Origin of the sequence: Natrinema zhouii (assembly GCF_013456555.2) — an archaeon.
Taxonomy (GTDB): domain Archaea; phylum Halobacteriota; class Halobacteria; order Halobacteriales; family Natrialbaceae; genus Natrinema; species Natrinema zhouii.
Window position 1 is genome coordinate 1823602 of record NZ_CP059154.1, and the last position, 13000, is coordinate 1836601.

Here is a 13000-nt window from a genome sequence, read left to right on the forward strand (position 1 = left end):
GGTGGCGACGGCGAGATGCGAGGGCGGCATCGATCACTCGAGCAGCGACTCGAACTCCTCGAGGCGCTGGCCGTAGGTCTCGAGCGCGCGGTCGATCGGCTCGGAGGAACTCATGTCGACGCCGGCGATCCGCAGGAGTTCGAGCGGGTACTCTCGGGAGCCCCGGCGGAGGAACTCGAGGTAGTCCTCGGCGGCGGGTTGGCCGCGCTCGAGGACGTCGTCGACGATCGCGAGCGCGGCGGAGATACCCGTCGAGTACTGGTAGACGTAAAATGCGCGGTAGAAGTGCGGGATGCGCATCCACTCGGTGGCGATGCGGTCGTCGATCACGGCGGGTTCGTAGTAGTCCTCCTTCAGCCCGCGATAGACTTCGTCCAGTCGATCGGCGGTCAGCGGCTCGCCCGCTTCCTCGAGGCGGTGGGTCTCGTGTTCGAACTCCGCGAACAGCGTCTGCCGGTAGAGCGTCGAGCGCACGCGCTCGAGGAACTCGTTGAGGACGTGTTTCCGGAACTCGGGATCGTCGACGGTCTCGAGCAGGTGGTTGGTCAGCAGGGCCTCGTTGACCGTGCTAGCGACCTCGGCGACGAAGATTTCGTAGTTCGAGTAGATGAAGGGCTGTTCGTCCTTCGTCAGTTCGGAGTGCATCGAGTGGCCGAGTTCGTGGGCCAGCGTGTACATCGAGGAGATGTCGCGCTGATAGTTCAGCAGGATGAATGGCTGGGTGTCGTAGGTGCCTCCCGAATACGCGCCGGATTGCTTCCCCTCGTTCTCGTAGACGTCGACCCACTGGGAGTCGAGCCCCTCTTCGACTCGAGACTGGTACTCCTCGCCCAGCGGCGCGAGCGCGTCGACGACGTACTCGGTCGCCTGATCGTACTCGAGGTCCGGTCCCTCGTCGCCCGTCAGGGGCATGTAGAGGTCCCACATCTGCAGGTCGTCGACGCCCAGCGCCCGCTCTTTGAGTTCGGCGTGGTGGTGGAGTTTGTCGAGGTTGTCGTGGACGGTGTCGACGAGCGTGTCGTAGACCTCGACGGGGACGTTCGGGCCGTCGAGGGCGGCTTCGCGCGCCGTGTCGTAGTTGCGCGCTCGCGCGGTCTTGACATCGGCTTTGACGCTGTTCTTGTAGCTGGCCGCGACCGCGTTTCGGACCGACTCCCACTCGTCGAAGTAGCCCTCGTAGACCCGCTGTCGGAACTCGCGGTCGGGTCGCTTGAGCAGGTTCGTGAAGTTGCTCTGGGTGATCTCGACCGCCTCGCCCTCGGGATCCTCCACTGTCGGGAATTCCATGTCGGCGTTCGAGAGCATGGTGTACACCTCGCCCGTCGCACCCATCACCTCGCCGAGATCGGCCAACAGCGCCTCGACCTCGGCCGAGCGCGTGTGGGGTTTCATCCGGAGGACGTCGTCGACGTAGTGGTCGTAGGTCTCGAGGTCGGGTTCGGCCTCGACCATCGACTCGAACTCCTCGCGAGTCAGCTCCTGGATTTCGGGATCGATGAAAGAGGCCGCGGACTGGGCATTGGAGGCCAGCGACTGCGAACGGGCCGTCAACGCCTGGTACTCCTGATTCGTCGTGTCCTCGTCGCGGCGCATGCGTGCGTAGGCCGCGACCGTCGACACCTCGCGCATGATCTCGTCGCGCAACTCGAGGACTGCGAGGAGGGTTTCGGCGTCGTCGGTGACCCGCCCCTCGTAGGTCTCGAGGTCGTCGACGCGTTCGGCGACTGCCTCGTAGGCGGACTCCCAGTCATCGTCGGTCGCGTAGATGCTCTCGAGGTCCCAGGTGTATTCCTCGTCGACCTCGGAGCGCTCGGGGACGGAACTCATACCCCGAGTTTTGAAACGGAGGTGGTAAAGGGTATCGACCGTTTTTCGGACGGCTACGTTTCCGCGTCGACCGCAGTCCGGACGACTCGAGCGACGCCGAGCATCGCGACGTACGTTCCGGCGAGGACGAGCAAAACGAGCAAGACGACGCCCAGGACGGACGCACCCGCTTCGGGATGGGTCCGCAACGGTGCCGTGAAACGGAGGCCGAAGAAGCACACGAGCACGCCCGCGGCGACGCGGATCGACGCGCGCCAGTAGGCACCGTACTCCTCGGGCGAGAGTTCCATGCGCCGACGTGTGTCCGCGGTCGTGAAAAACGCTCGTACACAGCCCACCAGCGGCCGGTGATCCGAATGCTCACTGCTAGACTACCGCCCCGTCACCGCATCCCGTCTGCCACCTGCCCCGCCACTCGAGCCCCGGTCCGTCGGTCGATCCGGCGACGCTCGAATACCGCTCGAGCGCTCTCGGCCGCCGCGTCGTCGATCTCGAACTCGAGGTCGGGGTAGTCCACGTCGGTCAGCACAAGCGGCTCCGGCGGCGCGGGTGCGATTCCCTCGTGGCCGGGCAACGGGTCGGGCTCGAGGACGCGGTCGATTTTCTCGAGCGGGGCATCGCCGGCACCGACGTCGCGAGCCAGCGACACGAGTCGGCGGACGAGTTCACGGGCGAAGCCGCCCGCGCTGACGGTGACGACGAGATACTCGCCGTCCCGGACTGCCTCGAGCGACGGCGAGCGCTCGGTGTTGCGGTCGTCCGGCGTCAGGTTGTGGAAGTCGTGGGCACCTGAGAGCGCTTCGCAGGCCGCTCGGAACCGCTCGTCGTCGAGAGAGCGATCGGGCGTATCGGCGTTCGACGGCGGGTCCGGCGGTGCGTACAGGTGATAGGTGTACGCTCGACGGTTCGCGTGGTGTGTTGCGTGGAACCCCTTCGGCGCGTCGGCGGCCGCCCACGCGCGAACGTCCGCGGGGAGTTCGGCGTTCAGCGCCCGCGGCGCGAGCCAGTCAGGAACCTCGAGCGCGATCGTCTGAGCGAGCGCGGAGACGCCCGCATCCGTGCGGCCGGCAGCGGCGTAGCCCGCGGGTTTGTCGGCCCCGGGGTCGAGGACCTCGAGCGCGCGGAGCGCGTCGAAGATCGCGTCCTCGATGGTCGGGACGTCGGGCTGGCGCTGGAAGCCGTGATAGCCCGTGCCGTCGTAGGCGACTCTGAACGCTCGAAGAGGCATTTGGTCTCGAGTCGACCCAGCGGGGCCAGCGAGTTATACGGTTCGCTCGTCCACGGACGCGTTGACGATCGCACAGCTCCGGGAAGACGCGTTTCACTCCGAATCGGTCAACCGGCATGCGGTGGCGCGCGCTGTCGGCCGACCGAACGACAGTGAGAGCGGCCGATGACATTGTGCGAGGGATGAGCGAGTGAGCAGTGCGAACGAGCGAATCGGTTGGGGAGGGCGTGGCGATTCCCTGTTGCCACGATAGAAGGACGCTTTGTCTCACTCAATTCCATCAGAAACGCTGTTCCATTCACACGGCTATTGGACGGCCAAGTTGTCCCTCAGCGTCCCTGCTAGCGACTCACAGCTCGTCGTCCGGATCGAACCGGTCGTGATTGGGGTCGTGGACGTCAAACTCGTCAGTGCCGGATTCGTCGATATCGGAGTCGTCGATATCGAACTCGTCGGTCTCGAGTGCCGAGCCGTCGGCGCTAACGGACCCCTCCTGAACCTCGATGGTGACGCCGTCGTCGTCCGAGGACATCCCCAGTAACTGCCCCGTCGCCGACTCCACTTCCTGATTGACCGACCAGACGAACCGGAGCACCGACTCGAGTTCGGTTCCGACCTCGCGGACGCCGTTCTGACGGGAGAGCTCGCCCAGACTCCGCGCGCCCTCCGGATGGAGGTACTGGATCGGATGGTCCGTCGGCACCTCCTGAAGGTCGACATCGAACGACCAGAGGTACGGCAGGAACTGGAGCGCGTACCCCTGCGGTTTCGGTGCTCGCCGACCGGCGGCGGTCAGCGCAACGTTGATCGCCAGCGGTTCCGCGTCGGTGTCAAAATACACGCCCGGAACGCGTGGAATGGATACTCGCATACTCGAGGCAGGGCGGTGGGACGGGTGAGTCTACACCCGGCAGTCCCAACCTCGTTTTATGCGGATCGACCGAGACCGGCGACCCATCCGCAACGGGTTCAGACGGACGACTGGCAGTCAGTTCCGGCGCCACCCGCAACCCGCTGTGCGGGTACGCCGGGACACAGTGACAGCCGGGACACAGTTACCGCAGCCCGCCTCAGTGGAACGTATCGGCGAACTTGTCTCGCCGATTGATATCAAGTTCGCTCACGCTCGAGCCCTCTCGGCTTGCGGCGAAGCGAATCGCTTCGGCGACCTCCTCGGGTTCGGTGACCTCGCCTTCATCGAACCGCTCGGAGAAACTCTCGCCGTAGGCCGCCCCGAACTCGGAACGGACCTCGGCAGGATTGACGATCGTGATCCCGACATCGTCGTCACCGATCTGGGCTGCGAGGCTCTTGGCGAAGCCCCGGACCCACCACTTCGTCGCAGCGTACACGGGATTGCCCGGCCGCGGGTGTTTGCCGGCGAAACTGGCGACGAAGATCAGGCGGCCCTCGCGCTCGCGGATGTGAGGAACCGCCGCTCGCGACGCGTAGAAGACGCCGTCGACGTTGGTCTCCTGCATCGTCTCGTAGTCGTCTGTCGACAGCGATTCGACTTCGCCTCCGCGGGCCAGTCCGGCGTTGTTCACGAGGACGTCGATCCCGCCGAACTCCTCGACGGTCGCCTCGATGAGCGCGTCGACGTCGTCTTCCTCGCGCACGTTCGTCGGGACGACCAGCGTCTCGATATCGTGGGTCGCCTCGAGGTCCGCTGCGAGATCAGTCAATCGGTCCTCGCTGCGGGCCGCGAGGACGACGTTCGCTCCCGCGGCGGCGAGTTCGCGACAGGTCGCCGCGCCGATTCCCGAACTCGCGCCCGTGACGATCGCGACGTCCCGCTCGAGTGTGTCGGACATCGCCCGATACTAGGTGCACATCGGTCAAAAAACGAGGGTCGCGGATCGATCAAGATCGACGAGCGATCGACGACGGCGGTCCGCGACGGCGCGATCAGTCGTCCTCGAGGTCGTACAGTTCGCCGTACTTCGACTCGACGTACTCGAGGAAGTGGTCCGCGGTCAGCCCCTCGCCGGTGGCCCGCTCGATCAGCTCCGGCGTGACGTAGCGCTTGCCGTGCTGGTGAACGTGCTCGCGGAGCCAGCCGTTGAGTTCGTCGAACTCGCCCTCGCGGATCTGGCCGTCGAACTCGCCGCGATCGTCTTCCGCCGCGGCGTACAACTGCGCCGCGAGCACCGATCCCAGCGAGTACGTGGAGAAGTAACCGAAGTCGCCGTGGGACCAATGGATGTCCTGCAGGCAGCCCTCCGCGTCGGTTTCGGGACGGACGCCGAGGTACTCCTCGTACTTGTCGTTCCAGACCGCCGGGACCTCCGAGACCTCGAGATCGCCGCGGATCAGGTCGCGTTCGATCTCGAACCGGATGACGATGTGGAGGTGGTAGGTGAGTTCGTCGGCTTCGACCCGGATGAGATTGTCGTCGTGGACCTGATTCGCGGCCTCGTAGGCCTCTTCCGGGGAAACGTCCTCGAGTTCCGGGAACCGCTCGCGGGCGATCGGCAGGAAGTGCTCCCAGAAGGGGCGGGAGCGGCCGACGTGGTTCTCCCAGAGTCGTGACTGGGACTCGTGGACCGAGAGGTCGCGAGCCTCGCCCAGCGGCGTGCCGTACCCCTCGTCCGGGAGGCCCTGCGTGTAGTTCGCGTGACCGAACTCGTGGATGGTCGACGTGATCGATCCGAGCAAGTCGTCCTCCTCGAAGCGGGTCGTCACGCGCGCGTCGAACTGCGTGCCCGAGGAGAAGGGATGCGGTGCCGTGTCGAGTCGGCCGCGATCCCAGTCGTAGCCCAGCGAATCGAGGACGTCCCGCGCGAGCGCCTCCTGATCGTCGTCGTCGAACTGGCCCGCGAACGCGTCGGTCGCGAGTTGCGCCTCGCTCTCCTGGACCGCGTCGATCAGCGGCACGAGATTCTCACGCAGGCGCTCGAGGACCCGTTCGGCGGTCTCGAGGTCGATGTACGGCTCGTAATCCGCGAAGAGCACGGCGTAGGGATCGGCGTCCGGGTCGATGTGCTTGGCGTACTCGCGCTTGAGGTCGACCAGTTTCTCGAGCGTCGGCGCGAACTGCTCGAAGTCGTCTTCCTCACGGGCCTGCTTCCACGTGGGATGGGCGTTCGACGCCGTCGCAGAAATCTCTTCGACCAGCTCCCCTGGGACGCTCGTCTCGCGGTCGTACGTGCGACGAACCTCGCGGACGACTGCGGTCTGCTCGTCCTCGAGGTCGGTGCTCGCGGTTTCACTGCTCGCTTCTCGAGACGACTGCATCGTCTCGCCTTCGAGCGCCTCGAGTAGTTCGCCGGTTTCGTCGGCGGTCAGGAGTTCGTGACTGATCGAGGACAGCGTCGAGAGCTGCTGGGCGCGGGCCGGCGTCCCCTCGTCGGGCATCACGACCTCCTGATCCCATCGAAGGATGCCGGCGGCGTTGCCTACGTTCGAGATGCGCCGCACGCGGTCCTCGAACTGTTCGTACGTCTCGGCCTCGCTCGCGTCGCTCCGAGCCTGATCGGTCGCCATAGACGTATCGTTCGCTCGGAATCGGTATCAACGTCCGGGTTCCGGTCATCTCGAGAGTAGTGAAGGTGAACGGTGGTCACACGGGACACTCGGAAAGATGTCAGCCCTCGAGACGATCGAGACGCCGTCGCGAAGGCATCGAACGCCGCTGTCGCGTCACACTCGTGAATCGATGAGAGCCGTGTAGAACTTGCAAGCAACGAACTGTTCCATCGAACTGACGTAAGTCGGTTCGCTATGGTCGTTGCTTCACCAATCGCGTCGGCGATCGTGTTCGTTGTGAGCCTTCTGATCGGCGCAGCCGGGATCTACGCGGGTGCGCAAATCATCGTCGGACGAGGGGACTACGATCACGCCATTGTCACCGCGTTGATCGGAGCCGTCATCTGGGCAATCGTCGGCTTCGTCGTCGGTTGGATTCCCCTCCTCGGACCGTTGCTGGCCCTGATCGCGTACGTCGGGGTCATCAACTGGCGGTACCCCGGCGACTGGACCGCCGCGGCGATGATCGGACTGGTCGCCTGGGTCACCGTCCTGATCGCGCTCTACGCCCTCGCCGCGCTCGGCATCACCGGCTTCGAAGCGATCGGCGTCCCGGGCGCCTGACGAATCGACAACAGAGTATCGCCGATCGAATAGTCGGCTGCCGTTACCGAGACAGCGTCACCGCGCAGGCCACCGCTTCGCGACCCGTCGGTAGGTCTCGAGGCAGCGCTCGAGAACGTCGATCGAGACGCTCTCGTCGTCAGTGTGGGCTTCGCCGGGTTCGGACGGCCCGTAGATGACACACTCCGTGCCGGCCTGCGAGAGCCAGCCCGCGTCGGTCGCGTGCGGTTTCGTCACGAGTTGCGGGTCGGAGTCTTGGGCGCTGTTAGCGGCCTCGAGCACTCGCTCGGCGAATGCCTCGTCCCCGCAGCGCATCGGCGGCAAGTTCTGATCGACCGTCCACTCGACTCCCTCTATATCTGCGACCCGCTCGAGCGCCGCACGGTCGCCCGGCACCGTCCGCTCGTCGACGGTGAACGCACAGCGGGCCGGAACGACGTTCATCGCCGAGCCGCCCTCGATCTCCGTGACGGTGAGCCGGCCCTCGAGCGTCTCGCCCGCCACGTCGACCAACGGGGGCTCGAGGTCGCGGACGCGGTCGACGGCTGCCGTGGCGCGGTAGATGGCGTTCTCGCCGGCGTCGGCCTCGCTGGCGTGGGCTGCGGTGCCGCGGGCGGTGATCGTACTCCCGCGGCGGCCCTTGTGTGCGACGGCCACGTCGGTGACGTCCGGTCCGGAGTAGTTCGTCGATCCCTCGCCGACGATGGCGTACTTCGGCGCGAATCCATCGTCAATCGCGTGCCGTGCGCCGACGCCGCCGACCTCCTCGCCGACGAAACTCGCGAAGACGAGTTCGCCGGCGGGGTCGACATCGCGGAACGCGACCAGGGCGGCCGCGAGCGCCCCTTTCATGTCCGCCGTTCCGCGGCCGTAGAGCCGGCCGTCGCGCTCCTCGACGGCGTACTCGTCGCCGATACCGACTCCCGCTTCCGCTCCCCGCACCTGTGAGTCGGCCGGCTCGACGACGTCGTGGTGGCCCACCAGTGCGAGCGCCTCATCGCCCGTTCCCTTTCGTGCGATCACGTTGCCGATCTCGTCTCGAGTCACGTCGGCATCGGTCTCGCGGCGCAGCCACGCCTCGAGGAAATCGCCGGCGGCGGTTTCGTCCTCGTGGCTCGGGATCGACACCAACTCGCGGGTCAGATCGACGAGGGTCATGGCTCACACGTCGGCGGCTGCGGTGTTCAGTGCACCGGAAGCCGTCACCGAACGGTATTGATGGGCGCATCCGGAAGCGCGCTCGATCGGCGGCGCGGTGCGCTTCGAGGGCATCGACGCTGTACAGGCCACCCGGCGTCGTCTCAGCTCTCGTGTGAGACGCGAAACTAGTAGCCGTGGACTCGCTGTGAACACCCTTATAGGCGTACGTCGACCAGTTTACGTATGAACGTCGTGCCGGATACGAGCGTGGTTATCGACGGCCGCGTCTCGGCGACTATCGAAGACGGGCAGTTCGAGGGAGCGACGATCTGCGTCCCCGAGGCGGTCGTTGCGGAACTCGAGGCGCAGGCAAACGACGGGATCGACAGCGGCTGGGACGGCCTCGAGGAACTCCAGCGGCTGGCCGATCTGGCCGACGACGGCGTCGTCGACCTCGAGTACGTCGGTGAACGGCCCAACGCCATCGAGCGGGGCCACGCCTCCGAGGGCGAGATCGACGCACTCATTCGCGATCTCGCGGAGGAACTCGACGCGACCTTCGTCACGAGCGACGTCGTCCAGGCCGAGGTCGCCGAGGCGAAGGGCCTCGATGTCGAACACGTCGCCCCCGAAGTACGGGAGATCGGGACGCTGGCCGTCGAGGAGTTCTTCGACGACCAGACGATGAGCGTCCACCTCAAGACCGACGCCGTACCGAAGGCCAAACGCGGCGAACTCGGCGCGATGAGCTACGAGGAGATCGCCGACGAACCCCTCGACGAGGCGACGATGGACGAGTACGCCCGCGAGGTCGTCGACGGCGCGAAGGAGGCCCCCGACGGCTTCCTCGAGCTCTCGGAGCCGGGGATGAACATCGTCCAGTTCCGAGACTACCGGATCGCGATCGGCCGTCCGCCGTTCTCGGACGGCATCGAGATCACCGCCGTCCGGCCGATCGCCCAGACCGACATCGACGACTACGAGCACGCCGACGAACTGAAAGAACGGCTGCTCGAGCGCCAGCGCGGCGTCCTCATTTCGGGTGCGCCCGGAGCCGGGAAGTCGACGTTCGCGCAGGCGGTCGCCCGCTACATTTCGGACCACGACTACTCGGTCAAGACGATGGAGAAACCGCGGGACCTGCAGGTCGGTCCGGACATCACCCAGTACACGGAACTGGACGGCGAGATGGCCAAGACCGCCGACGCCCTACTGATGGTCCGGCCGGATTACACCATCTACGACGAGGTCCGCAAGACGAACGACTTCGAGGTCTTCGCGGACATGCGACTGGCCGGCGTCGGGATGATCGGCGTCGTCCACGCAACGCGAGCGATCGACGCGCTCCAGCGACTCGTGGGCCGCGTCGAACTCGGGATGATTCCACAGGTCGTCGACACCGTCGTCTACATCGAAGCCGGTGAGGTCGATACCGTCTACGACGTCAAGACCGAGGTCAAGGTTCCCGCGGGACTCACCGAGGAGGACCTCGCTCGCCCCGTGATTCAGATCACGAACTTCCAGACCGGCGAGCCCGAGTACGAGATATACACCTTCAACCGCCAGGTCGTCACCGTGCCGCTGAAAGACGAGGACGGCGGCCCCGCGAACGAGTCGGGCGTCGACCGCATCGCCAAACAGGAGATCGAACGGGAGATCCGCTCGATCGCCCACGGCTACGTCGACGTCGAACTCAAGGGCCAGGACAAGGCCGTCGTCTACGTCGAAGAGGACGACATCTCGAGCGTCATCGGCAAAGGTGGCGGGCGCATCACAGACGTCGAGAACCGGCTCGGGATCGATATCGACGTCCGGACGCACGACGAGAACCCCAACTATGGTGCGGGCGGTGGTGCCGGCGGCGCCAGCGCGAACGGCGGCGGTAGCGGTGGCGGCAGTAGCGGCGGTTCCCAGGCCGGTCAGATGGTCCAGCCCGAAATCACCTCGCGACACATCGTCATCCCCGTCGACGGCAACCACGGCGAAACGGTCGAGGTTCAGGCCGCCGGCGACTACCTCTTTACTGCGACGGTGAGCCGCGGCGGCGAGATTCAGGTCTCACGCGGGAGCGCAATTGCGGAGGAACTCGAGCGCGCGATCGACCGAAAGGATTCGGTGACGATCGTTCCGTCGTAAGGAGTTGAACCGCGAGCGGTGCGCGGTTCGGAGCGAACGCAGTGAGTGAGAACCGCGAAAACGCGAACAGGTGTTAGCCCGTGAGCGAACGGAGTGAGCGGCCTTTTTAGTGTGAATTCGAGCGGAAACGCGAGTGACCGCGAGCAGACAAGACCGTGTACCGAGCACCGGGTTCCCTGTGGAACCCGTATAGTTCGCCACCGACCCGGAGGACGAGTCGGTCGCCGACCGGGAAAAGGTCGCCGTAACAGCCCACCTCCTCGAGCATCGGAACCTGCCACCACGGCTTGCCCGACGCCGTGACGCCGAAGAGTCCGCAGCCGTCCATTTCGGGTGCGGTTCCGACGGCGTAGACGCCGTCGGCGTCGGCGGTGACGGCCTCGAAGGAGTACCCGTCGCGACGCCACACGCTCTCGCTCGAGTCGAGATCGACGGCGACGATCGATCCGGCGGCGGTATCGACGCAGTACAGACGGTCCCCGACGAGAAGCGGTGTCCCGCTGCCGTCTAGCTGGACCGTGAACTGCCGGTCACCGGCAGCGTCGAACGCCCGTAGTTCGTCCTCGAGGGCAAGTAACGCTGTCGAATCCGTCGTCTCGAGCCAGTTGAGCGACGACCGGAGCGAGACCACAGTGCGGACGGTTCCGTCGGTATCGATAGTCAGGGCGACCGTCTCGTCGTCGGTTCCCGTCGCGACGAACCACGCCCGATCGCCGGCGACGGCACCGTCGTCGATCGCGGTCACCTCGAGGTCGTCTCCCTCGAACGCGAACTGCTCGTCACCCGTTGCGGCGTCAAAGGCGACGACACCCGCACCGTGGAAGCCGACCACGAGTTCGGAGCCGGCGGTCACCGTGAGCGCCGGTGCGGCCTCACTGTCGTCAGCGGAACTCGTTTCGCTCGTGTTCGTTTCGCTCGTGTTCGCCTCGCTTCCGTCGGCGGATCCGTCCGCCGAACCGGAATCGACCGCGGTCCATTCGGTCGTCCACACGGTCGCGTCGTCGTTCGAGCGATAGTCGGCCGTCTCCTCGTCGGTTTCGGTGCGCTCGAGCGCCGCCACGGACCCGTTCGCGAGCGGCAGATAGACGCGACCGTCGACGACGGCCGGGTCGCCCGCGTACTGCGCGTCCGTACTGCCGCCCCAGACGTGCTGTCCCCGCGAATCGTACGCCGTGACTCGGGCGTCGTCGAGCGTGGTGAATCCGAAATCGTCTCCGTAGCTGATCCCCGTCCCGCTCCGGTTGCGGACCCGATAGAGGAAGTCACCGTCGTCGACCCATCGCTCGTCGCCTGATCGTGCGGAGCCGACCGACTCCGTCCAGGCGAGTTCACCGCCGGCCGGCTGATAGCCACAGCCGGCGAGCGACGCCGTACCGACGACGATCGACGTGAGTAGTCCGCGCCGCGTCGTGCGTTCGCGCATCATCCGTCACCTCGCTCGAGGGCCCGCAGTCGGTCGATCCGCTCCGCGGTCGGCGGATGCGTGTCGGGGAAGATATCGGTGCTGACGAGTTCCTTCGAGCCGAACGCGCGCTCCTCTAACGGGGCGAGATAGAGCGCTTCGGCACCGCCGTCGAGTTTTCGGAGGTCTCGATCGGGCAACTCGGGCATCGTCCCGTCGATCTTCTCGAGCGCGGTCGCGAGCGACGCCGGCGAACCGGTGATCGTCGCCGCAGCGCGGTCGGCGGCGTACTCCCGATGGCGAGAGAGCACCCGGTACAGGAGGATGCTCGCCGCCCAGAACATCGCCGAGACGGTCAACGTCAGGACCGCACAGACCGTGATGACGACGATGGCGACGAGTAGCCCGCGCGCGTCATCGCCGTCGCCGCTCGATCCGCCGGCACCGAACCCGGAGCCGAGAACCCGGTAGAGCCCGTAGAGAACGTAAAACGCGGCGATCGCCAGATAGTACGTGATCGTCGGCAGGAGCCACGCGACGGTCATCAGGTTCGCGTCGCGGTTCGTGAGGTGGGCGAGTTCGTGGGCGACCGTCGCCTCGAGTTCCGCATCGTCGAGCAACTCGAGGAGCCCGGTCGTGACGACGACGGTCCCGGCACCGTCGTTCCCGTTCCCGCGACCCGTTGATCCGCCGGCGACGGCGAAGGCGTTCGGAACGTCGGTATCGATAACGGCCACGGACGGGCGCGGGTGATCGAGCTGCACCGAGACCCGCGTGACGGCGGCGTGTAACTCCGGGTAGTCGTCCGCCGAGACGGACCGCGCACCGACCGAGCCGAGGACTGCCCGCGGGCCGTACCAGTACTGGACGACGAGGCCGCCGAGCACGACCAGCGTCAGGAGGACGGGATCGACGTAGAACTCGCCGTGGTACGGCCGCCCGTTCGCCCACTCGAGCAGGGCGATTCCGACGGTGTTCGAGAGAAAGAGGAAGGTGTAGACGAACGCGAACGGGAGGACGACCAGCAGTCCGATTGCGACGAGCATCCGTACGTGCAGTTCGCGGTCCGTGTCGAGGTCGACGTGGAGAGACATGGTCAAGCGGGGCCTCAGTTGATGAACTGAAATGGCAGATAGTAAAGGTGTCTATCGGAGAGAGACGACTCGAGGGCAGGC

At 66.0% G+C, this 13000-nt stretch carries 11 protein-coding genes; 2 read left to right on the forward strand and 9 right to left on the reverse strand.

The genetic code is table 11. The features are described 5' to 3' along the window. Positions 1 to 33: 33 nt before the first annotated feature. From pepF to HYG81_RS27710, 6 genes are all read right to left on the reverse strand, one after another. Positions 34 to 1827 (reverse strand): oligoendopeptidase F, encoded by a 1794-nt coding sequence (gene pepF / locus HYG81_RS27685; protein WP_180842865.1) that lies wholly within the window; start codon positions 1825 to 1827, stop codon positions 34 to 36. 53 nt (positions 1828 to 1880) lie between these two features. After that, positions 1881 to 2117: a hypothetical protein gene (locus tag HYG81_RS27690; protein WP_180842866.1), complete on the reverse strand. Its 237-nt coding sequence runs from the start codon at positions 2115 to 2117 to the stop codon at positions 1881 to 1883. Positions 2118 to 2209: 92 nt separating this feature from the next. Further along, positions 2210 to 3055 (reverse strand): tRNA pseudouridine(38-40) synthase TruA, encoded by an 846-nt coding sequence (gene truA, locus HYG81_RS27695; RefSeq protein WP_180842867.1) that lies wholly within the window; start codon positions 3053 to 3055, stop codon positions 2210 to 2212. A 349-nt stretch (positions 3056 to 3404) separates the two neighbouring features. Further along, the gene (locus HYG81_RS27700) at positions 3405 to 3926 is read right to left on the reverse strand and encodes a hypothetical protein (protein WP_180842868.1); all 522 of its coding nucleotides are present in this window, start codon (positions 3924 to 3926) and stop codon (positions 3405 to 3407) included. 199 nt (positions 3927 to 4125) lie between these two features. Continuing rightward, positions 4126 to 4869: an SDR family oxidoreductase gene (locus HYG81_RS27705; RefSeq protein ID WP_180842869.1), complete on the reverse strand. Its 744-nt coding sequence runs from the start codon at positions 4867 to 4869 to the stop codon at positions 4126 to 4128. Positions 4870 to 4963: 94 nt separating this feature from the next. After that, positions 4964 to 6541 (reverse strand): carboxypeptidase M32, encoded by a 1578-nt coding sequence (locus HYG81_RS27710; RefSeq protein ID WP_180842870.1) that lies wholly within the window; start codon positions 6539 to 6541, stop codon positions 4964 to 4966. Positions 6542 to 6778: 237 nt separating this feature from the next. On the opposite strand from HYG81_RS27710, the gene HYG81_RS27715 reads away from it, so the two are divergent. Next, positions 6779 to 7147, forward strand: coding sequence for a hypothetical protein (locus tag HYG81_RS27715; RefSeq protein WP_180842871.1), 369 nt, complete (start codon positions 6779 to 6781; stop codon positions 7145 to 7147). A gap of 57 nt (positions 7148 to 7204) precedes the next feature. On the opposite strand, the gene HYG81_RS27720 is transcribed toward HYG81_RS27715, so the two are convergent. Then, positions 7205 to 8305 carry a M20 family metallopeptidase gene (locus HYG81_RS27720; RefSeq protein ID WP_180842872.1) on the reverse strand — a complete coding sequence of 367 codons (1101 nt, stop codon included), beginning with the start codon at positions 8303 to 8305 and terminating at the stop codon, positions 7205 to 7207. A gap of 225 nt (positions 8306 to 8530) precedes the next feature. Between HYG81_RS27720 and HYG81_RS27725 the strand changes: the two genes are divergently transcribed. Further along, complete coding sequence (locus HYG81_RS27725) at positions 8531 to 10423, forward strand: PINc/VapC family ATPase (protein ID WP_180842873.1); 1893 nt, start codon at positions 8531 to 8533, stop codon at positions 10421 to 10423. Between the two features lie 106 nt (positions 10424 to 10529). Here HYG81_RS27725 and HYG81_RS27730 read toward each other — a convergent pair whose 3' ends face one another. Both HYG81_RS27730 and HYG81_RS27735 read right to left on the reverse strand, forming a co-directional pair. After that, a complete protein-coding gene (locus HYG81_RS27730; protein ID WP_180842874.1) occupies positions 10530 to 11846 on the reverse strand; it encodes an outer membrane protein assembly factor BamB family protein in 1317 nt (438 codons plus the stop codon). Further along, entirely contained in the window at positions 11846 to 12919 is a 1074-nt protein-coding gene (locus tag HYG81_RS27735) for a M48 family metalloprotease (protein WP_226376052.1), read from the reverse strand. The genes HYG81_RS27730 and HYG81_RS27735 overlap by 1 nt, the downstream gene beginning before the upstream one ends. Positions 12920 to 13000 lie beyond the last annotated feature (81 nt).

Coding starts and splice junctions, on each gene's coding strand:
- HYG81_RS27730 (WP_180842874.1), bottom strand. CDS start 11,846: ATGCGCGAACGCACGACGCGGCGCGGACTACTCACGTCGATCGTCGTC.
- truA (WP_180842867.1), bottom strand. CDS start 3,055: ATGCCTCTTCGAGCGTTCAGAGTCGCCTACGACGGCACGGGCTATCAC.
- HYG81_RS27715 (WP_180842871.1), top strand. CDS start 6,779: ATGGTCGTTGCTTCACCAATCGCGTCGGCGATCGTGTTCGTTGTGAGC.
- HYG81_RS27700 (WP_180842868.1), bottom strand. CDS start 3,926: ATGCGAGTATCCATTCCACGCGTTCCGGGCGTGTATTTTGACACCGAC.
- HYG81_RS27705 (WP_180842869.1), bottom strand. CDS start 4,869: ATGTCCGACACACTCGAGCGGGACGTCGCGATCGTCACGGGCGCGAGT.
- pepF (WP_180842865.1), bottom strand. CDS start 1,827: ATGAGTTCCGTCCCCGAGCGCTCCGAGGTCGACGAGGAATACACCTGG.
- HYG81_RS27690 (WP_180842866.1), bottom strand. CDS start 2,117: ATGGAACTCTCGCCCGAGGAGTACGGTGCCTACTGGCGCGCGTCGATC.
- HYG81_RS27710 (WP_180842870.1), bottom strand. CDS start 6,541: ATGGCGACCGATCAGGCTCGGAGCGACGCGAGCGAGGCCGAGACGTAC.
- HYG81_RS27725 (WP_180842873.1), top strand. CDS start 8,531: ATGAACGTCGTGCCGGATACGAGCGTGGTTATCGACGGCCGCGTCTCG.
- HYG81_RS27720 (WP_180842872.1), bottom strand. CDS start 8,305: ATGACCCTCGTCGATCTGACCCGCGAGTTGGTGTCGATCCCGAGCCAC.
- HYG81_RS27735 (WP_226376052.1), bottom strand. CDS start 12,919: ATGTCTCTCCACGTCGACCTCGACACGGACCGCGAACTGCACGTACGG.